General features: G+C 67.5%; 20 protein-coding genes. 5 read left to right on the top strand and 15 right to left on the bottom strand.

Going from position 1 to position 20643, the window contains the following annotated elements:
- Position 1 precedes the first annotated feature (1 nt).
- The 6 genes from P9849_RS03960 to P9849_RS03935 form a co-directional block, all read right to left on the bottom strand.
- Positions 2-1285: an ABC transporter permease gene (locus P9849_RS03960; protein ID WP_278268399.1), complete on the bottom strand. Its 1284-nt coding sequence runs from the start codon at positions 1283-1285 to the stop codon at positions 2-4.
- Positions 1282-2493 (bottom strand): ABC transporter permease, encoded by a 1212-nt coding sequence (locus P9849_RS03955; RefSeq protein WP_278268398.1) that lies wholly within the window; start codon positions 2491-2493, stop codon positions 1282-1284. The genes P9849_RS03960 and P9849_RS03955 overlap by 4 nt, the downstream gene beginning before the upstream one ends.
- Entirely contained in the window at positions 2486-4078 is a 1593-nt protein-coding gene (locus P9849_RS03950; RefSeq protein ID WP_278268397.1) for an ABC transporter ATP-binding protein, read from the bottom strand. The genes P9849_RS03955 and P9849_RS03950 overlap by 8 nt, the downstream gene beginning before the upstream one ends.
- 179 nt (positions 4079-4257) lie before the next feature.
- A complete protein-coding gene (locus P9849_RS03945) occupies positions 4258-5310 on the bottom strand; it encodes a BMP family ABC transporter substrate-binding protein (protein WP_278269085.1) in 1053 nt (350 codons plus the stop codon).
- A gap of 213 nt (positions 5311-5523) precedes the next feature.
- Positions 5524-6732 carry an amidohydrolase gene (locus P9849_RS03940; protein WP_278268396.1) on the bottom strand — a complete coding sequence of 403 codons (1209 nt, stop codon included), beginning with the start codon at positions 6730-6732 and terminating at the stop codon, positions 5524-5526.
- A 51-nt stretch (positions 6733-6783) separates the two neighbouring features.
- Positions 6784-7881: a sugar phosphate nucleotidyltransferase gene (locus tag P9849_RS03935; protein WP_278269084.1), complete on the bottom strand. Its 1098-nt coding sequence runs from the start codon at positions 7879-7881 to the stop codon at positions 6784-6786.
- A gap of 335 nt (positions 7882-8216) precedes the next feature.
- On the opposite strand from P9849_RS03935, the gene sdhC reads away from it, so the two are divergent.
- From sdhC to P9849_RS03910, 5 genes are all read left to right on the top strand, one after another.
- Positions 8217-8552: a succinate dehydrogenase, cytochrome b556 subunit gene (gene sdhC / locus P9849_RS03930; protein WP_066214465.1), complete on the top strand. Its 336-nt coding sequence runs from the start codon at positions 8217-8219 to the stop codon at positions 8550-8552.
- 3 nt (positions 8553-8555) lie between these two features.
- Complete coding sequence (locus P9849_RS03925) at positions 8556-9029, top strand: succinate dehydrogenase hydrophobic membrane anchor subunit (RefSeq protein WP_278268395.1); 474 nt, start codon at positions 8556-8558, stop codon at positions 9027-9029.
- 60 nt (positions 9030-9089) lie between these two features.
- Positions 9090-10877 carry a succinate dehydrogenase flavoprotein subunit gene (gene sdhA / locus P9849_RS03920; protein WP_278268394.1) on the top strand — a complete coding sequence of 596 codons (1788 nt, stop codon included), beginning with the start codon at positions 9090-9092 and terminating at the stop codon, positions 10875-10877.
- Entirely contained in the window at positions 10877-11659 is a 783-nt protein-coding gene (locus tag P9849_RS03915; RefSeq protein ID WP_278268393.1) for a succinate dehydrogenase iron-sulfur subunit, read from the top strand. The genes sdhA and P9849_RS03915 overlap by 1 nt, the downstream gene beginning before the upstream one ends.
- A gap of 200 nt (positions 11660-11859) precedes the next feature.
- Positions 11860-12624 carry an alpha/beta fold hydrolase gene (locus P9849_RS03910; protein WP_278268392.1) on the top strand — a complete coding sequence of 255 codons (765 nt, stop codon included), beginning with the start codon at positions 11860-11862 and terminating at the stop codon, positions 12622-12624.
- 82 nt (positions 12625-12706) lie between these two features.
- Here the strand turns inward: P9849_RS03910 and P9849_RS03905 are convergent, their stop codons facing one another.
- The 9 genes from P9849_RS03905 to P9849_RS03865 form a co-directional block, all read right to left on the bottom strand.
- A complete protein-coding gene (locus P9849_RS03905; protein WP_278268391.1) occupies positions 12707-13774 on the bottom strand; it encodes a YhjD/YihY/BrkB family envelope integrity protein in 1068 nt (355 codons plus the stop codon).
- On the bottom strand, positions 13749-14336 hold the full coding sequence (locus tag P9849_RS03900; protein WP_278268390.1) for a 2'-5' RNA ligase family protein: 588 nt from the start codon (positions 14334-14336) through the stop codon (positions 13749-13751). The genes P9849_RS03905 and P9849_RS03900 overlap by 26 nt, the downstream gene beginning before the upstream one ends.
- Before the next feature lie 4 nt (positions 14337-14340).
- Positions 14341-15405 carry a tryptophan--tRNA ligase gene (trpS, locus tag P9849_RS03895; protein WP_278268389.1) on the bottom strand — a complete coding sequence of 355 codons (1065 nt, stop codon included), beginning with the start codon at positions 15403-15405 and terminating at the stop codon, positions 14341-14343.
- Between the two features lie 42 nt (positions 15406-15447).
- Positions 15448-16266, bottom strand: a complete 819-nt coding sequence (locus P9849_RS03890; protein WP_066214451.1) for an exodeoxyribonuclease III — start codon at positions 16264-16266, stop codon at positions 15448-15450.
- A gap of 10 nt (positions 16267-16276) precedes the next feature.
- A complete protein-coding gene (locus P9849_RS03885) occupies positions 16277-16843 on the bottom strand; it encodes a hypothetical protein (RefSeq protein WP_278268388.1) in 567 nt (188 codons plus the stop codon).
- A 666-nt stretch (positions 16844-17509) separates the two neighbouring features.
- A complete protein-coding gene (locus P9849_RS03880; RefSeq protein WP_278268387.1) occupies positions 17510-17779 on the bottom strand; it encodes an SHOCT domain-containing protein in 270 nt (89 codons plus the stop codon).
- A 482-nt stretch (positions 17780-18261) separates the two neighbouring features.
- Complete coding sequence (locus P9849_RS03875; RefSeq protein WP_278268386.1) at positions 18262-18948, bottom strand: response regulator transcription factor; 687 nt, start codon at positions 18946-18948, stop codon at positions 18262-18264.
- Positions 18945-20246, bottom strand: a complete 1302-nt coding sequence (locus tag P9849_RS03870; RefSeq protein WP_278268385.1) for a histidine kinase — start codon at positions 20244-20246, stop codon at positions 18945-18947. Before P9849_RS03870 ends, P9849_RS03875 begins: the two co-directional genes overlap by 4 nt.
- Before the next feature lie 75 nt (positions 20247-20321).
- Entirely contained in the window at positions 20322-20615 is a 294-nt protein-coding gene (locus P9849_RS03865) for a DUF4287 domain-containing protein (protein ID WP_278268384.1), read from the bottom strand.
- Between the last annotated feature and the right edge of the window lie 28 nt (positions 20616-20643).

Genomic DNA, 20643 nt, shown 5'->3' with positions numbered 1-20643 from the left:
GCTATTCCTTCACGTAGGGGACGCCGCTGGCCGCAGGCGGCCGCGAGCGGCCCACCAGACCGGCGACCGCCAGGATCGTGACCAGGTACGGCAGCATGGCCATGAACTGGCTCGGCACCGGGGTGCCGATGATCGTGACGAGCGACTGCAGATTGTCCGCGAAGCCGAAGAGCAGCGCGGCCAGGAAGGCGCCGATCGGGTTCCAGCGGCCGAAGATGAGAGCTGCCAGGGCGATGAAGCCACGGCCGCCCGAGATCTCCTTGGTGAAGGAGTCCACGGCCACCAGGGTGAAGTAGGAACCGCCGATGCCGGCGATCGCGCCACCCAGGGTGACGTTCCAGAACCGCGTGGCGTTGACGTTGATGCCCAGCGTGTCGGCGGCCTGCGGGTGCTCGCCCACGGCACGGACCCGCAGACCCCACTTGGTCTTGAACAGACCGACCCACACGACGAACACGGCCACGTACATGAGGTAGCCGATGATCGACTGCTTGAAGAGGATCGGGCCGATCAGCGGGATGCTGGACAGCACCGGGATCTCGATCACGGGCAGGTGAGCCGGTGAGTTCAGCTTCTCCGGGTCGCTCTGCATGAGGGTCGAGAAGAAGAAGCCCGTCAGACCGGACACCAGCACGTTCAGGACCACGCCCACGATGATCTGGTTGACCAGGTAACGGATGCTGAAGACGGCCAGGACCATCGAGACGAGAGCGCCCGCCACCGCGGCGGCCAGCAGGCCCGCGAAGGCGTTGTGCGTCACGCTGCCCACGAGGGCCGCGGTGAACGCGCCACCCAGGAGCTGGCCTTCGATGGCGATGTTCACGACGCCGACGCGTTCGCAGAGCACGCCGGAGAGGGAACCGAACACGAGCGGCACGGCGAGGGTCACCGAACCCGCCAGCAGACCGGCCAGGGAGATCTCGTGCAGGCGTGCGCCACCGACGACGGCGGTCAGGAACGCGATGACGAACGCCGCCGCGAAGACGGCCACGGCCCAGATCGGCACCGTGCGGCCACGGTTCCGCAGCAGGACGGACCAGGCGGCGATGGCGAGCATGATGAGACCCAGGATGAGGCCGGTGGCCTTCGCCGGGAGCGTCACCACGGGGAGCTGGAAGAAATCACCGTCCTGGGAGATCTCGAACCCCGCGGTCGAGTCCGGGCCCAGGATCCCGCAGAACAGGAAGGTGGCGACGGCCACCACGCCGAGCATGACGGGGATCTTCCAGCCGACGGGCTTCAGGCCGGCCTCCACCGGGGCGGGACTTGCGACTGCTGTGCTCATACGGCACCTCCGGTGAGCGGGACGGCCTTGGTGGCCTTCTTCTTACGGTTCATCCCGAAGACCGCCTTGACCAGCGGCGGGGCCGCGATGAACAACACGATGAGGGACTGGACGATCAGGACGATGTCGATGGGGGTTCCGGTCTGGATCTGCATCTGGACCGCACCGGCGCGGAACGCTCCGAAGAGCAGGCCGGCGGCGAAGGTGCCCCACGGGGTGGAGCGGCCGAGCAGGGCGACCGTGATGGCGTCGAAGCCGTAGCTCGCGGCCACACCGTCGGTCAGGACCTTCTCGGTGCCCGCGACCTGCGCGACGCCGCCCAGGCCGGACAGCGCGCCGGCGAAGGCCATCACGAGGACGGTGGCACGGGATACGTTGACGCCCGCGGTCTGCGCGGCCTTCGGGTTGGCGCCGACGGCACGGAACTCGAAGCCCCAGGTGGAGCGGTTCAGGAGCCACCAGACGAACACGGTGGCCGCGATCGCCAGCAGGAAGCCGGCGTGCAGACGGTACTGGTCTCCGGCGATCAGCGGGTAGACCGCGTTCGGGTCGAGGGTGGGCGAGATCGGGTTGGTCTCCCCCGGGCGCTGGAACTCCGGAGTGGTCAGCAGGTACCGCAGGAAGTACAGGGCCACGTAGTTGAACATGATGGTCAGGATGACCTCATGGGCGCCGGTGCGAGCCTTCAGGTAGCCCACGAGGCCACCCCAGACCGCGCCGCCCAGGACACCGGCGATGATCACCAGCAGCAGGTGCAGGAACGGGGGCAGGTGCCAGGTGAAGCCCAGGTACGCGGCGAGCGTGCCGGAGACGATGATCTGGCCCTGGGCGCCGATGTTGAACAGGCCCGCACGGAATGCGAGGGCCACGCCCAGCGCCGCCGTGATGAGCGGCGTCGCGATGGTCAGGGTCTCCATGAAGGGCCCGAAGTGACCCAGAGGACCCGTCGCCTCCGGGGAGTACACGGCTCCCTGGAACAGCGCGACGTACGAATTGGTGGCCGCCTTCCAGAGAGCGCTCAGGAAGTCGGTGGGACGGGCGAACAGGTACCCCGCCGTGGTGGCGACGTCCTTGTCCGTGGCCGCGATGAGCAGGCCGCCCAGCACCAGGGCCAGGAACACGGCCAGGAAGGAGACCATCGCGTTGCCCGTGAAGATCTTCTTCACGATCTCCTGACCGTCCAGCCGAGGCTGTTCTTGCTTACTCACCGGCTTCTCCTGCCTGATCCGTCTGAATGTCCGTGGCCTGATGGCGTCCGGGGTGCTGCTGCGTGGCGGTGTTGTGGACCGCGTCCTCCGGCGAGAGGCCCGCCATCATGAGGCCGAGCACGTCGCGGGGGGTGTCCGCGGGGACGATGCCCACCACCTTGCCCTTGTAGAGGACGGCGATGCGGTCCGCCAGTTCCACCACCTCGTCGAGTTCGGTGGACACGATCATCACCGGGATGCCCTTGTCCCTCTCCGACACGATCCGGCGGTGCAGGAACTCGATGGACCCGACGTCCACGCCGCGGGTCGGCTGGGACGCGATGAAGAGGCGCAGCGGCCGGGACAGCTCCCGGGCCATGACCACCTTCTGCTGGTTGCCGCCGGACAGCGATCCCACCGGGGTCGCGCCGGACGGGGTGCGGATGTCGAACTCGTCGATCTTCGCGGTGGCGTTGGCGGCCACCTTGCCCGGATCCATGGCGACACCGCGGGCGAAAGGCGCCTGATCGTAGAGGTCCAGCACCAGGTTCTCCGCGACCGAGAACGGCCCGACCAGGCCGTCCTCCTTACGGTCCTCGGGAACGAAGCCCACACCGGCGTGCAGGACCTCCTTGACGTTACGTCCCAGGAGCTCCTTGCCGTCCAGCGTGATCGAGCCGGCCACGTGATCCTGAAGGCCCAGGATGGCCTCGGTCAGTTCGGTCTGGCCGTTGCCCTGCACGCCCGCGACGGCGAGGATCTCCCCTTCGGCGATGTCCAGGTCGATGCCGTCCACCACCCGCTGGCCGTTCGGGGCCAGGACGGTCAGATCGCGGATCGAGAACGTGGTCTTGCCGGGCTTCGCGGGTTCCTTGTTCAGGGTCAGACTGACGGGACGGCCCACCATGAGCGCGGCGAGTTCCGTGGTGGAAGCACTCGGATCGGCGTTGCCCACCACCTTGCCGCGGCGGATCACGGTGATGGTGTCGGAGACGGCCCGCACCTCGCGGAGTTTGTGGGAGATGAAGAGGATCGAGGTGCCGGAGGCCTTGAGCTGGCGCATGATGTCCAGGAGCTCGTCGGTCTCCTGCGGGGTCAGCACGGCGGTGGGCTCATCCAGGATGAGGACCTTCGCGTCCCGCACCAGGGCCTTGATGATCTCCACGCGCTGCTGGACGCCCACGGGGAGGTCCTCCACCAGGGCGTCGGGGTCGACGTTGAAGCCGTACTGGTCGGAGATCTCGCGGATCCGGGTCTTGGTGGACTCCAGATCCAGGAAGCCGCCGGCCTTGGTGTTCTCGCCACCCAGGGCGACGTTCTCCGCGACGGTGAACACGGGGACCAGCATGAAATGCTGGTGCACCATGCCGATGCCCGCCGCCATCGCATCGCCCGGGCCGCGGAAGCTCATGGGCTTCCCGTCCACCACGATCTCGCCCTCGGTGGGCTCGTAGAGGCCGTAGAGGACGTTCATGAGAGTCGACTTCCCCGCGCCGTTCTCACCGAGGAGGCAGTGGATCTGCCCCGGCTCAACCACCACATCGATATGATCGTTGGCCACGAAAGTGCCGAAGGTCTTGGTGATCCCCCGAAGCTCAAGTTTCACGCTGTTGTTTCCGTTCCATCAGATGATGCCCTGTGCGGTCGTCCCATTGCATCGAATACCCAGCAGGCTATCCCAGCACCGGGTCCACGGTGCAGGTCTTCACTCACGCAAAGCGCCGCCGCCCCCGGCCCGGCGGAATTCACCGGGCGACGGGGGCGGCGGCACTCACGCCGGAAGCCCTACTGCTTGGGGCTGGCCTTGGACTCGACCTTGATCTTGCCGTCGATGATGTCCTTCTTCAGGGCATCCAGCTCGCTCTGGAGATCGGCCGGAACGGCCGAGGCGAGGTCGTGGAACGGCGCCACGTCCACGCCGCCGTTGGCGAGCGTGCCGACGTACGGCTTGGCGGTGAACTTGCCGTCCTTGTCGTCCTTGACCACGGTCTCCACAGCTTCGTCCATCTTCTTGATGACGGAGGTCAGCATGAGGCCCTTGTACTCGGGGGCGGTCAGGTAGCCGTCGGAGTCGACCCACACGAGCTTGACGTCCTTGCCACCGGCCTTGGCTTCCTTCAGAGCGCTGGCAGCGCCCTTGCCCACCGGACCGGCGACGGGCATGATGATGTCCGCTCCGCCGTCGAGCAGGGACTTGGTGACCTGCTTGCCCTTGTCCTGCTTCTCGAAGTCACCGGTGAAGGTGCCGTCCTGCTTGTCCTTGTCCCAGCCGAGGACCTGGACGTTCTTGCCCTTCTTCTCGTTGAAGTACTTCACGCCGTCCGCGAAGCCGTCCATGAAGATGGTGACGGTGGGGATCTTGATGCCGCCGAAGGTGCCGACCTTGCCGGTCTTGGTGGTGGAGGCGGCGGCGTAACCGGCCAGGAACGCGGCCTGAGCCGTGTCATAGATGATCGGCTTCACGTTGGCGATTTCCTTGTCGTACGCGAAGTCGATGATGGTGAAGTGCTTGTTGGGGTTGGCCGCGGCCTGTGCCTTGGTGGCGTCACCCAGGAGGAAGCCGACCGTGACGGTCAGGTTGCAGCCGGCGCTGACCATGGCACGCAGATTCGGTTCGAAGTCGTTGTTCGACTTGGACTCGATCTCCTTGGTCGTGATGCCCAGGTCCTTCTCGGACTTCTTCAGACCTTCGTAGGAGGACTGGTTGAAGGACTGGTCATCGAAGCCGCCGGAGTCGGAGACGATGCACGCCTTGTAGTCACTGCTGCCGGCCGCGGAACCGGACTTCTGCTCCGGGGCTGCGCCACAGGCGGACAGCAGCAGGGCTGCGGCGCTCATGCCTGCGACGCCGACCAGCGAACCGCGCTTGGCTGCGCCGAGGGCGCGCGCCTGCTTGGAAATCTTCAAGGATCCTCCAGAAAACTCGAAATGCCCAAGCATCCATGGCCCGGGCGGTGATGAAGGCAACATTACTCAGTGATCCACGCCGCCCGCTACCACGGACGGCTGGATATGCACTGATCGTTGAATATTTGTTACCTATGGGTAGGCCTAGGCCTCGTCGAGATCCCTGATGGTGCGCAGCGCGGCCCCGGCGAGGACCCTGATCCCGTAGCCGAGCGCACGCTCATCGAGGATGTAGTCGCCGCGGTGCAGATCGTATTCCTCGCCCCCGGGCGTGCGGGTGCCCAGACGCATCATGGCGCCGGGGACGTCGGCCAGGAACCAGGCGAAATCCTCGCCGCCCATGGACTGCGGCGTGAGCACGACGGCGCTCTCGCCGAGCTCCGCGCGGGCCGCGGCCTCGATCAGGGCGGTCTCGTGTTCCGAGTTCACCACCGGCGGCACGCCGCGGGTGTGCTCCAGGTGCACATCCACGCCGTACGGCGCCGCGACCTGCTGCACCACGCTGTCCAGGAGCTCCCCGGCGCCGTGCCAGGCGTCACGGTCCAGACAGCGCATGGTGCCGGCCATGTACCCGCTGGCCGGGATGGCGTTGGGCGCGGAGCCGGCGCTGATCTGCCCCCACACCACGGAGACGGCGCTGCGGACGTCGATCCGGCGCGACAGCACGGCGGGGACGCTCACGGCGATCTGGGAGAGCGCGAACACGAGGTCCTCGGTCAGGTGCGGGCGCGACGTGTGGCCGCCGCGCCCCGTCAGCTCGATCTTGATGGTGTCCGACGCCGAGGTGATCGCCCCGATGCGCGTGCCGATGTGCCCGACGTCGATCTTGGGGTCGCAGTGCAGCGCCATGATGCGCGGCACCCCGTCCAGGACGCCCTGGGCGATGCAGGACAGCGCGCCGCCCGGCATGGTCTCCTCGGCGGGCTGGAAGATGATTCGGACGGAGCCGCCCAGCGGCTCGGCCTGGTGCATTGCGTGCAGGACGAGGGCGACGCCGAGCATGGTGGTGGTGTGCACGTCGTGCCCGCAGGCGTGCGTCACGCCGTGATTGGTGCTCGCGAAGGGAAGGCCCGTCTCCTCGATGATCGGCAGGGCGTCGATGTCCCCGCGCAGCGCGGTGGCGATGGGCCCCTCCCCCACGTCCACCACGACGCCGGTGCCCTCGAGGCGCCGCGGGCTCAGCCCGGCGGCCTCCAGGCGCGCCACGAGTCGGTCCGTGGTGCGGAACTCCTTGAAGGAGAGCTCAGGGTGCGCATGCAGATCCCGGCGGAACTCGATCAGCTCCGGCAGGAGCGGTTCCAGCCAGGGTCCGGCAAGCTGCGGCGGGTTCGATTCGCTGGAGTAGTTGCGCACCCTGACACTTTAGAGCGGGCGTGCGGAAAAACCTCAAAAGGTCACGCGGGGTTACAGAACGTCCGTGTCGCCACTCGCCTTGAAGGCGTCCACGGCGCTCTTCACGCGCTGCGCGTGCTCCGTCGTCGTCACCAGCAGGGCGTCCGGGGTGTCCACGATCACGACGTCCTTGATGCCGATCAGCGCGATCACCCGCTTGGTGTCCGCCACCACGACGCCGCTGGCGTCCTCGGTGAAGACGCGCGGGTCATCGCCCAGGACGGTGACGTCATCGACCTCACGCGCGCTGTTCAGGCGGCCGATCGCCGCGAAGTCCCCGACGTCGTCCCAGCCGAACTCGCCGGGCACGACGGCGACGTCGCCGGCGGCCGCGGCAGGCTCGGCCACCGCGTAGTCGATGGCGATCTTGGGCAGGGTCGGCCAGATGCGCGCCGTGACGGCGTCGCGCTCCGGAGTGTCCCACGCACGGGCGATCTCCAGGAGACCGGCGTGCAGCTCGGGCTGGTTGATCTCCAGGTGCTTGAGCATGAGGGCGACCGGCGCCACGAACATGCCGGCGTTCCAGACGTAGTCACCGCTGTCGAGGTACTGGCGCGCCACGGTCTCGTTGGGCTTCTCCACGAACTCCACGACGGCGTGGGCGTTCGGGGCCTCCTCGACGTTCAGGAGTTCACCGACCCGGATGTAGCCGAAGCCCGTGGAGGGGTGGGTGGGCTTGATGCCGATGGTGACGATCTTTCCGGTGGCAGCGGTGTGGATCGCTTCGCGCACGGCGGCCTGGAAGACGTGAGTGGGGCTGATCACCTGGTCGGCGGCGAAGGAGCCCATGATGGTCTCCGGGTCGCGCTCGTGCAGGATGGCGGCGGCCAGGCCGATCGCGGCGGCGGAGTCCTTGGGCTCGCTCTCGAGCACCAGGTCGCGGTCCGAGAGTTCGGGGAGCTGGCGGCAGACGGCGGCGCGGTGGGCCTCGCCGGTGACCACGAGCACGCGGCCTTCCGCCAGGGGCTCGAGCCGGTCGTAGGTCGCACGGATGAGGGTGCTCCCCGAGCCGGTCAGATCATGCAGGAACTTGGGTGCGGCCGCACGGGAGAGGGGCCACAGACGGGTACCTACGCCGCCGGCAGGGATGACCGCGAAGAAGCGGGCCATCGCGTGGCTGCGGGCGTCCACATTGTCGTTACTCACCCCCACATGGTAGGCGACGGACCCCCTGATGACGGCGCAGGCCTGCCCGGGCGCACCGCGCGTTTGTGGCATTAATCTCATGCGCAGTCGCATTTGCCCGAATTCCGCACTCGCATTATTGGGGCAAGGCAAAGCTAAATTGAATAAGCTGTGAGCGAAGCCTAGATTTGGCTTGGGCCATCAGGCTCACACAGCATGCGTTCCCCCGCATGGACTACATGCCAGCGCTGCCGTGTTCCAGGGAGGTTTATTCAGTGCCGACGAAACCAGCTGGCACCTTGTACCGCGGCCGGGAGGGCATGTGGTCTTGGGTTGGGCACCGCATCACCGGTGTTGTGATCTTCTTCTTCTTGTTGGTGCACGTCCTGGACACGTCGCTGGTCCGCGTGTCCCCGGAGGTCTACACCAGCGTCATCGGGGCGTATAAGAACCCCCTCATGGCCGTGGGCGAGACCGGCCTGGTGGCCGCGATCCTCTTCCACGCCTTCAATGGCCTGCGCGTCATCGCGATCGATTTCTGGAAGAAGGGCGCCAAGTACCAGCGCCAGATGCTCTGGGCCGTGCTCATCATCTGGGTCGTGGTCTTCGCAGCCTTCGCCATCCGTCACCTCAGCCTGGCACTGGGAGGTCACTAAGCCATGAGCACGATTCAGGCTCCTCGCAGCGGCAACAGCCGCATCGCCCCGCAGTACCGCCGCACGTCCGGTTCCAAGGGCAACTTCGAGATGTTCGCATGGCTCTTCATGCGGCTCTCCGGTGTCATCCTGGTGGTGCTGATCTTCGGCCACCTCTTCGTGAACCTCATGGTCGGTCAGGGCATCCACGCCATCGACTTCGGCTTCGTGGCCGGCAAGTGGGCCGACCCGTTCTGGCAGTTCTGGGATCTGGCCATGCTGTGGCTGGCCTTCCTGCACGGCAGCAACGGCGTCCGCACCATCATCAACGACTACGCCGAGAAGGACAGCACCCGCCGCGTCCTGAAGACGCTGCTCTACGTGGCGTCCGCCGTCGTCGTGGTCCTGGGCACCCTGGTGATCTTCACCTTCGATCCGTGCCCGGTGCTCAACGGCCAGCTCATGGACGGCGCGCCGTCCTTCTGCCCGGCCCCGTAGCGTCCAGGCCGTCCGCGGCCTGAGCAGAAGATTTTCCTGGAAGAGAGAAGGCATCTGAGAATGCAGGTCCACAAGTACGATGTTGTGATCATCGGCGCCGGTGGCGCCGGAATGCGCGCAGCGATCGAAGCTGGCCAGCGTGCCCGCACGGCCGTGCTGACCAAGCTCTACCCCACCCGCTCCCACACGGGCGCCGCTCAGGGCGGCATGTGCGCAGCACTCGCCAATGTCGAAGAGGACAACTGGGAGTGGCACACCTTCGACACCGTCAAGGGCGGTGACTACCTGGTGGACCAGGACGCGGCCGAGGTCATGGCGAAGGAAGCCATCGACGCCGTGCTGGACCTGGAGAAGATGGGTCTGCCGTTCAACCGCACGCCCGAAGGCCGCATCGACCAGCGCCGCTTCGGCGGTCACACCCGCGACCACGGCAAGGCGCCTGTCCGCCGTGCCTGTTACGCCGCGGACCGCACCGGCCACATGATCCTGCAGACGCTCTACCAGAACTGCGTCAAGCACAATGTGGAGTTCTACAACGAGTACTACGTCCTCGACCTCCTGACGGTCGAAGAGGACGCGGTCCGCGAGGACGGCACCCCGTACCAGCAGAAGCGCGTCGCCGGCGTGGTCTCCTACGACCTCGCGACCGGTGAGCTGCACGTCTTCCAGGCCAAGAGCGTGGTGTTCGCCTCCGGCGGCGCCGGCAAGGTCTTCAAGACCACGTCCAACGCCCACACCCTGACCGGTGACGGCATGGGCATCGCCTTCCGCCGTGGCATCCCGCTGGAGGACATGGAGTTCTTCCAGTTCCACCCGACCGGCCTGGCCGGCCTCGGCATCCTGCTCTCCGAAGCGGCCCGTGGCGAAGGCGCCATCCTGCGCAACTCCGAAGGTGAGCGCTTCATGGAGCGTTACGCCCCCACCATCAAGGACCTGGCGCCCCGTGACATCGTGGCCCGCTCCATGGCCAACGAGGTCCGCGAAGGCCGGGGCTGCGGTCCGAACAAGGACTACGTGCTGCTCGACCTGACGCACCTGGAGCCGGCTCACATCGACGCCAAGCTCCCGGACATCACCGAGTTCGCCCGCACCTACCTGGGCGTGGAACCGTACACCGAGCCCGTGCCGGTGTTCCCGACGGCGCACTACGCCATGGGCGGCATCCCCACCAACATCGCCACCGAGGTCCTCCAGGACAACGACACGGTGATCCCGGGCCTGTTCGCCGCCGGTGAGGTGGCCTGCGTGTCCGTGCACGGCTCCAACCGTCTCGGCACCAACTCCCTCCTGGACATCAACGTCTTCGGCAAGCGCGCCGGCGTCGCCGCCGCGGAATACGCCAAGGGCGCCGACTACGTCGAGCTGCCGGAGGATCCCGAGGCGTTCACCCTCGGCCTGCTGGACTCCGTCCGCAACGCCAATGGCACCGAGCGCGTCGCCGCGATCCGCAAGGAACTCCAGGACACCATGGACGCGAACATGCAGGTGTTCCGTTCCGCGGAGACCCTGAACCAGGTGCTCCAGGACATCGCCTCCTTCGAGGAGCGGTACAAGAACATCTCCATCCAGGACAAGGGCAAGCGCTTCAACCTGGATCTCCTCGAGGCCGTCGAGCTCGGCTTCCTGCTGGAACTCGCCAAGGTCATGACCGTGGCGGCCCTGCACCGTGAGGAATCCCGCGGCGGTCACTACCGCGAGGACTTCCCCGACCGCGACGATGCCAAGTTCATGAAGCACTCCATGGCTTACAAGGACTCGGAGTCGTCCGCCGAACACGTCGCCGGCATCCGTCTGGACACCAAGCCGGTGATCTTCACCCGTTACGAGCCGATGGAGCGTAAGTACTGATGACTGCCGCAACCGCTGAACCCGCATCCAAGGTGGAGCTGCCGGCGAGTGCCGGAGGCGGCGGGGAGATCCCGTCCTTCGACATCACGCTGCGCGTCCGTCGTTACAACCCGGAGGTCTCGGAAGAGGCGCACTGGGATGACTTCACGCTCACCATGTACGGCACCGACCGTGTCCTGGACGCCCTGCACAAGGTCAAGTGGGACCACGACGGCTCGCTCTCGTTCCGCCGCTCCTGCGCCCACGGCGTGTGCGGCTCCGATGCCATGCGCATCAACGGCCGCAACCGTCTGGCCTGCAAGACCCTGCTGAAAGACCTGGACACGTCCAAGCCCATCACGGTGGAACCGATCAAGGGCCTCCCGGTGGAGAAGGACCTGATCGTGGACATGGAGCCGTTCTTCCAGTCCTACCGCGAGGTCATGCCGTTCCTCATCCCGGGCGGCCACGAGCCGACCAAGGAACGCCTGCAGTCCCCCGAGGACCGTCAGCGCTTCGATGACACCACCAAGTGCATCCTGTGCGCCGCCTGCACCTCGAGCTGCCCGGTGTTCTGGACCGATGGCCAGTACTTCGGCCCGGCCGCGATCGTGAACGCGCACCGCTTCATCTTCGATTCCCGTGATGACGCCGGTGACATGCGCCTGGAGATCCTCAACGACAAGGAAGGCGTGTGGCGCTGCCGCACCACCTTCAACTGCTCCGAGGCCTGCCCCCGTGGCATCCAGATCACGCAGGCGATCGCCGAGGTCAAGCAGGCGATCCTGACCCGCAGCATCTGATCTCAGCAGCCGACGGACGGCGCCGCTCACCTCACGGTGAGCGGCGCCGTTCGCGTTTCCGGGCGCCGTCGTGCACGCCGGGCCGTCCTCGCCGCCTGGGCGTGCGGCAGGCAGCCATGACGCCGAGGCGCTTCACATCCGGCGCGTGCGGCGGCGGCCCGGTACGCTTCTGAGGGCTACGACAGATGAAAGGCGGCCCGATGCCCACCACCCTCAAGGTCAGCTTCGACGGCAGCACGGGCGCACGCCTGGCCGGCATCCTGGACGTCCCGGACGGCCCGGTCCGCGGCTGGGGTCTGTTCTCCCACGGACTGACGCTGGGCAAGGACAGCCCGTCGGCCTCGAGGATCTGCAAGGGCCTCGCCGAGCAAGGGGTGGGGATGCTGCGCTTCGACAATCTCGGGCTGGGCGATTCCGCCGGGGACTGGTCGGACGGCTCCTTCAGCGTCAAGGTGGCGGACACCATCAAGGCGGCGGAGTTCCTGCGCGGCGAAGGCAAGCAGATCAGCCTCCTGGTGGGCCATTCCTTCGGCGGGGCCGCGGTGCTCGCCGCAGCGTCGTCCCTCCCCGAGGTGGCCGCCGTCGCGACCGTCGCGGCGCCGTATGAGCCCCGGCACGTGGAGCACATGTTCGATGCCGAGGTGGACACCATCCTCTCCACCGGAAGCGCCGAGGTGGACCTGGGCGGCCGCCGTCGCGAGGTCCGCCGGCACTTCGTGGAGGACGTCCAGCAGGCCGATCTGCGGGAGTGCATCCGTGGCCTGCACCGTCCCCTCATGGTGCTCCACTCCCCCACGGACAACACCGTGGGGATCGACAACGCCAGTGCCATCTTCCAGACCGCCCGGCACCCCCGGAGCTTCGTCTCGCTGGAAGGCACCGAGCACCTCCTGACGGGCAAGGGTCAGGCGGCGCGCGTTGCCCGCATCATCTCCGCGTGGGCGGAGCAGTACCTGACCGTCTGAGGTCGGCGGGGGACTCAAGGGGCCAGAGGGACCGCGGCGGCCAGGGAGCACGCAGGTGCCGGCGAAGCCCGCCGACGGCCGCTCAGGCCTCGTCAGACCCTGTGGGGGATGCCGCTTCGACGTCGGCCGCACGCACGGTGGTCCACGACGTGCACAGCAGCAGCACCATGCTGAGCAGGTTCAGCCACACCAGGACACCCACGACGATCCCGAACGACGCCATGACCGGGTTCTTGGTGGCCATGCCGAGCAGTTCGCTGCTCAAGGCCTGCATGATCGTCAGGATGACGGCACAGATCACGACGCCCTCGAGGAACGGGCGGCGCGGGAACTTCAGCCGGGCTCCCACGCGCATCAGCAGCGCCCCGGTGCAGCCGTTCAGGATCAGGCCCGCGGCGATCGCCAGGAACGGGAACCGCACGACCCGTTCGAAGGGTGTGCCGGCCAGGAGGTGGGCCAGCAGGTCGCTGGAGAGCAGGGTGATGCCGACGCTGAGCAGCAGAGCCAGCGCCATCAGCAGGAGGGTGGCCAGGTCCAGGAGCCGCGCGACGACGAAGTTCTCCTTGAGAGGCGACTGCACGGCCACCTGCCGCATGCCCTCGCGGGTGCCGCCGATCCAGCCCAGCGAGCTGAACAGGGCGACGATCAGGGACAGGACCACGGTCCAGCTCAGGCCGCCGGGATCGAGGAACTTGTCGGGGTCGATGAGGCCCGGGCCGTCACCGCGTTTGAGCACGCCGGGCAGTGCTTTGGACGCGGCGGTCAGGATGCTGTCACGGAATTCCGGGTGTCCGTTGAGCACCAGGCCACCGATGCCGAAACCGGCCACCGTCAGCGCGCCGATCGAGAAGAACATCCGGAAAGCCACCCCGCCCGCCACGAGCGAGCCGTTGCGGGCCTGGAAGTTGCCCCAGACCCTCAGGGGAAGCCAGGTGGCACTCAGGGCCGCCAGCCAGGCGAAGAAGGCCACGAGGAAGGCGGGAGTCCGCTGACCCTGACCGAATCCGCGCCAGAGGGCGTCCCGGCGTCGTCGTTCCTCACGGCGGAGGCCCGCCCTGTCGAGAGGCGAGACCTCCTCCCCCGCCGGGTCCTCCGGCAAGGGTTCTGTGCTGTTCTCGGGCGCCTCAGCGCTGTTTCGGTGTCCCGCCAAGAGGAACTTCCTCCCGTAGTTTCCAGAATCCGTTGGCCACGTGCTCGTACACACCGATGCGGTCCACCGTGATGGTGGCCGCGTAGGAGGCCAGGGCCTCCTCGGCGTCGGTCAGACTGCTCTCCCCTACATCATGGGCCACGGTGACGTGCGGGTGATAGGGGAAGGCTGGTTCGCGGTCCAGCGGCCCGGCCTGAAGGGCCTCGTGCAGCTGCACGCAGTCTTCGAATCCGTCGACCACGTTCAGGTACACCACGGGTGACACGGGCCGGAAGGATCCGGTGCCGTTCAGGGTGATGGTGAACGGATCCGTGTCCGTGGCGACCGAGCGGACGTGCTCCAGTGCGCTGGGCCAGTCGGCGGCCGGGGTGGTCGTCACCAGCGTGATGTGCGCGGGGACGTGGGAGGCCATGGGATCGCCGAAGGAGGCACGCCAGACCTGGAGTTCGGACGCGATGTCCTCCGGGAAGCCGATGATCACGCCGACGCAGGGCTGCGCCTCCTCAGCAGGGTCGGGACCCTGCTGAGTGACGGCGCCCCCGGCGTTCGGCTCCTGGCACATGGGTTCAGTCTGCCTGTCCTGCAGGAGCCAGGAAACCCACCTTCTCGTAGACGTCCGCGAGCACCGGCGCGGCGACGGCTCGGGCCTTCTCCGCGCCCCGGGCCAGCAGACGGTCGAGTTCGGCCGGATCCTCCAGCAGTTCCAGCGTGCGGGCCCGGATCGGCTCCAGACGCTCGACGACGGCGTCCGCGACGGCGACCTTGAGGTGGCCGTACATCTTGCCCTCGAACTCCCCGACCAGCGTCTCCACGGGGGTGTCACTCACGGTGGAGAGGATCTCGAGCAGGTTGCTGACGCCCGGCTTCTCCTGGCGGTCGAAGGAGATCTCCGTGCCCGCATCCGTCACGGCGGACTTGATGCGCTTGGCGATCACCTTCGGCTCATCGAGGATGTTGATGAGGCCGTTCGGGCTCGACGCGGACTTGGACATCTTGGACGTGGGCGCCTGCAGATCGTAGATCCGGGCGCCGTCCTTGCGGATCAGGGCCTTGGGCAGGCGGAACGTCTCGCCGAAGCGGTGGTTGAAGCGCTGGGCCAGGTCACGGGCCAGCTCCACGTGCTGCTTCTGGTCGTCACCCACCGGCACGGCGTCCGGCAGGTAGAGCAGGATGTCCGCGGCCATGAGCATGGGGTAGGTGAACAGGCCCACGCCCGCCGAGTCCAGACCGCCCTTGGCCGACTTGTCCTTGAACTGGGTCATCCGGGAGGCCTCACCGAAACCGGTGATGCACATCATGACCCAGGCCAGCTGTGCGTGCTCGGGCACGTGGGACTGGACGAACAGCGTGGACTTTTCGACGTCGATGCCGCCGGCGATGTACTGAGCGGCCGTCCGCCGGGTGCGCTCGGCCAGCTCGGCCGGGTCCTGGGGCACGGTGATCGCGTGCATGTCCGGGATGAAGTAGAAGGAGTCGTAATCCTCCTGGGCCTTGACCCAGTTGACCAGGGCCCCCAGGTAGTTGCCCAGGTGCAGCGAATCCGCGGACGGCTGCATCCCGGAGAGGACGCGGGGCCTGCGGTCGGCGTGCAGGGTGAGGAATTCTTCTTCGGTGATGGTGTTGTGGCTCATGGTGTCCTTGGGAACGCGCGGGTCACCCCGGCGCGCTGCCTCTCAGAGGCTGTAGTCGACCACCAGGGGTGCGTGGTCGGAGAAACGGGTGTCGTAGCTGGCTGCGCGGTCCACCACGGCCTGCCGCGCACGGGCGGCGAGGGCGGGGGTGGCCATGTGGTAGTCGATACGCCAACCCGTGTCGTTGTCGAACGCCTGGCCCCGCTGGGACCACCAGGTGTACGGACCGTCCACCGGTCCGGCCAGCTCACGTGCCACGTCCTTGAACCCGATCTCCTCACCGAAGAACCGGTCGAAGTAAGCGCGCTCCTCCGGCAGGAAGCCCGCGCGCTTGGTGTTTCCGCGCCAGTTCTTGATGTCCAGCTCGGTGTGGCCGACGTTGAGGTCACCCGTGATCAGGACGTGGTCGCTCTCGGCGGCCAGTGCCGGCAGGCGGGTGATCATCGTGTCGAGGAAGCGGTACTTGTCCACCTGCTTGGGGGTGTCCACTTCACCCGAGTGCACGTAGGCACTCACGACCGTGAGCTTCTCGCCGTTGGGGAGCCCGAAGTCGGCTTCCACCCAGCGGCCCGTGGTGGCGAAGTAGTCATCACCGATGCCCACGCGCGTGGCGAGGGGCTTCTCCCGGGAGACCAGCGCGACGCCGGCACGGCCCTTGGCTTCCGCCTCGGCGTGCAGGATGTGCCAGCCCTCACCGATCAGGTCGAAGACCACATCGTCAGGGGCGCGAACCTCCTGAAGCGTGAGGATGTCCACGTCCCGGCCGGCGAGCCATTCGGCCATGCCCTTGCGGTAGGCGGCCCGGATGCCGTTGACGTTGACGGTCGCAATGCGCAGATAGTCCTTCTCAGCCACGTTCACCCTCGTAACTCTAGTCGATGACGGTGCCGGTCACCGGTGCCTCGGTGGCCCCGCCGGACTTGATCATGTCACGTGCGTTGGTGGCGGTGATGGTGATGGTCTCGAGGGCGCGGGCGACCATGTCCTGGTCCCCTGCGGAGCCCTTGGCAAGCTCCTCCTCGATCACCCGGGCCTGCACCTGGACGATCTTGAACGAGTGGTCCAGCTTCATGTCCCGCATGCGCGTGGACTCGCCGTCCTGCGCCACCAGGCGGGTCCCCTCGGAGGACGACGTCGGCGCCCGGCCGGCCGCCGCGTTGAAGGCGTTGCTCGCTTCATTCAGCTTGGCCGCGGCGCGCTTGGTCGCACGCTGGATGCTGAACACGACGAACGCCGCGAGGAGCAGCCATCCCAGCGAGATGACGGCGACGAACCAGCCCACCACGCTGTTCTGGTTCGCGGCGAAGATCACGGCCACCAGGAAGGCGAGGACCAGGACGGACATGCCCAGGCCGCCGATCCTGAAGGTGCTCGCCTTGGCGGCGCTGAAGCGCGTGCCGGCGCCGGACTGGGTGTCTTCGGGTCCAAGAGATCGCATGCTTCCATTCTCTCTCAATCCCGGACCCCGCCCGTCCATGTTCCCGCCGGGCGAACGGACGGGGTGGGAGGGGCGTGGTGCGGGGTGCTCGCTGTCCGCCGAAGGGGGCGGGGGCACAGCGGCGAACCCGCTAGGAAGGGGCTGGCCTTGCTGTCTCGCACTCGCCACCGTCCTGAACTCGCTATGAACGGGTTGACCTCGCTACTCCGGGTAGCGATTTCAGTCGATTCGTAGCGAGTTCAGCGAAGTGTGAGTCTCCGCCAGGGTGAGAATGCCGTTGGGAGGGAGGGTCGGGCCGTTCTCACGCAGTCGACGCCTCGGTCCGGGACCCGCTCGGACCGCAGAGATTTCCGAGGGCGATTTCCATGGCTGCGTGAGCCCTGACTTCGGAGTCTATGGTTGCACCGGAGGCTGACCTCGCTATCCGTGGCCCGTTCGGCCGACCGAACTCGCTAGGAACTGGTTGACCTCGCTACTCCGGGTAGCGAGGTCAGTCGATTCGTAGCGAGTTCAGCGGAGGATGGGGCCGGGCCGGCTTGAGGGCTCTCGGGCTGGCCTCGAGTCGGCTGAGTCCGCTGGTGAGGGGGTGAATCCGCTCTCAGATGTAGCGGATTCACCCCTTTGCCAGCGGACTCGAGGGGAAGTGGCTCCCGACACCCGACCGGATCAGGAGTTCGCTCGGAGGACTTCCAGGCGCTGGCGGTACTCGGTCTCGTCGATCTCTCCGCGGGCATAGCGTTCCCGCAGGACCGACTCCGCGCCCATCCGGCCGGCCTGCCCGGCCCAGTGACGCCGGCGACGGGCGAAGAAGAACAGCCCGACGAAGAGCAGGATGAACCAGAACAACGGGAAGATGAGGAACCAGGGAAAGAATCCCCCGGCCCACATGCCATGAGCGGCGATGGCCGGGGCTGCCAGAAGTGCTGTGGTGACCATGATGGAACCTTTCGTGGGGCCGTACTCGACGGCCGTGACGGGCCGGTGTTCCGGCCTGATTCCATCCTTCGCGGATCGTTGTGTTGAGGCGTCTGCCGTGGGGAAACACTTCGCGAGCGCGTGTACTCCCGCGGGAGTACGGGTCCGGAGCACTCCTGGGGCTGGCAGTGACGGAGCGACACTGCCTCGGAGGGCCACAGGGCCACAGGGCCACAGAAGCACAGAGCCACCAATGCAGCGTCGCCGCGGCCCGGTCCCCGAGAGGGTAAGTAGCCACCACTCCCGAGGACCGCGCCGACACGGGATCAGCAGGCCACCGAGCCACGGGACGGGACCACCCAGGTCACCGGGGTCGCAGTGCCACCACCGCAGCGTCGGCGCGTGACGGAAATGCGGCGTCGAATGGGCACCTCGACGCCGGCCTCCCGGGGCGAAGCGGTCCTGCATCTCAGCGTCACAGCATCAGCGAAGACACCTCCAGGTCACGGCGTCCATCCCGGCCTGACCAGCCCGGACTCGTAGGCGGCGACCACCAGCTGCGCCCGGTCCCGGCACCCCAGCTTGCCCATGATCCGGGAGACGTGGGTCTTGGCCGTGAGGGGCGTGATGTAGAGGCGCTCGGCGATCTCAGCATTGTTGAGCCCTTCACCGACCAGCGCCAGCACTTCCCGCTCGCGTTCGGTGATCTCGGCCAGGCTCCGGGGCGCCGCCGAACCGCCCTGGCCCTTGAGGTAGTCCAGGACCCGACGGGTGACCGGCGCCGAGAGGAGCGCGTCGCCGTCGTGGACCGCACGGATGGCCCGCAGCAGCTCCGCCGGTTCGGTGTCCTTGACGAGGAACCCTGCGGCGCCGGCCCTGATCGCGTCCACGATGTACTCGTCCAGCCCGAAGGTGGTGAGGATGATGATGCGCGGCAACGGACCCTGGCGGGCGATGTCCCGGGTGGCCTCCAGCCCGTCGCCATCCGGCATGCGGATATCCATCAGCATCACGTCCGGCCGGGCCCGCCGTGCGAGAGCCACTGCCTCACGCCCGGTGGACGCCTCTCCCACGATCGCCAGGCCGCCCTCCGCGTCGATCAAGGCCCGGAACCCGGCCCGGATGAGACCCTGGTCGTCCGCGAGCGCCACCCGGATGGGACGGTCGGTTTCTGATTCGCTGGTCGTCATAGTGCTCCTTCCGCCCCCGGAGTTCCCGTGCTGTCGTCGTCCGCGCCGCTCGACGGGCTATCCACCGGTCGGGGCACACCGACCTCGAGAAGGAAGCGGCCGCCCTCCGCGAGGACGGACATCCATCCGCCGCACGCGGCCACACGCTCCCTCATGCCGCGGAGCCCATGACCCTCGGATATCGCACTGGTCGTCCCGTCCATCGGGCTGCTGAGCCGGAACCACACCCCGTCCTCGCGGGATCCGCACTCCAGGACGGCTTCCTGGGCACCGGCGTGCCGCCGGATGTTGCTCAGTCCTTCCTGGACCGCCCGGAACAGGGCATCCGCCGTCGCAGGGTTCAGAGACGAAGGTCCGGCCTGCCAGGCCTCCAGACCGTCGGGTGGTTCGATCTCCACCCTCACGCCGACGGCGCGCGCCTCCTCCACCAGGGCCTCCACCTCGGCGAGGGACCGGTGACGCACGGGCGGTGTGCGAGGCGCGCTCCGGGAGGCATCCTCGCCGGCCCTCACGGGCGGGGAGAACTCATGACCCGCCGGGTGCTGCTCCCGCAGGACATCCAGCAGGTCCCGCACCTCGGCCAGGGAGTCCTTGCTCGCGTCCTTGATGTTCCGCAGCGCTTCGGTCAGCCGCGCCGGGTCCTTCTCCCCCAGATGGAGCGCAACGGACGCCTGCACGTTGATCAGCGACAACGAGTGACCGACCACGTCATGAATGTCGCGAGCCAGAGCCAGAAGGTATTCGTCCCGTTCGGCCTGCTCCCGCGCCGCCCGCTGCTCTCTCAGTTCCGCCAGCCTCGACCGACGACGCCGGCCCGCCTCCCCCAGGAGGACGAGGACCGCCAGCCATGCGGTCGCCGCCGCCAGGGCCGGCGTGGCCGCCCAGCGCGAACCGGCCGCCCAGGGCGGCGACCAGAACGCCTCGCGCAAAGGGAGCCATCCGAATTCCTGCAGCACGGCCAGCAGCCCCACGAGGCCCACCACGGCCCACGACTGCCAGCGCCGGCCTCGCAGCGAGGCATTGAACAAGGCCACGGCGAAGGCCACGAAGACCGGTCCCCAGGGCAGGGAAAGAAGCACATAACAGCCCGCGAGCAGCACCTGGACAGCGAGCACCAGGGCCGGCCGGCGGCGCATGAACAGCAGCGCGGCAGGACCGGCGAGCAGGAACAGTATCGTCACCGGAGGCAGATCGAAGCCGCGCCAGTGAGCCATGGCGACCGTGCCCAGAACCTGGACCACCGCCACGGCGCACGGAATGCCGAACTGGACGATCCGGCGTCGGCGGGCACTGTTCATGATCCCGAGCCTAAACGTCGCGGCAGCCGGCCGCGTCCCCCAGGTGGAGTATGTGGAAAAGCGCTGCTCCGGCCGTCACGGCTGTGGTTTGCTCGCCTTGCCGTCGAGCCACAGTTCCGTCGACGCGTCGGCATGGGTGCCGCCACTGCCCACGTGTTTGTCGCTGATGGTGGGTCCGTTCTTCAGGACGTGAACCAGCGCCATGCCATGCCCGCGCCCCAGGCCGTACTCGTCCTTGAGCCACTCGAGAACCACGCCCGCTTTCACCCCCGCCTCGCCGAAGCCCTTGGCCTCGGCCTCCTCGACCAGCTGCCGCGGGGTCTTGCCGGTCTTGTCCTCGATCGCGTCGAGATATGCCTGAAATGACATGTCGTGTCCTTCGTCGTCGTTGGTCGTC

Source organism: Arthrobacter sp. Y-9, from assembly GCF_029690065.1.
Classification (GTDB): Bacteria; Actinomycetota; Actinomycetes; order Actinomycetales; family Micrococcaceae; genus Arthrobacter_E.
Note: the sequence above shows the minus strand (reverse complement) of the source record. Positions and strands in the feature narration are given on the sequence as shown.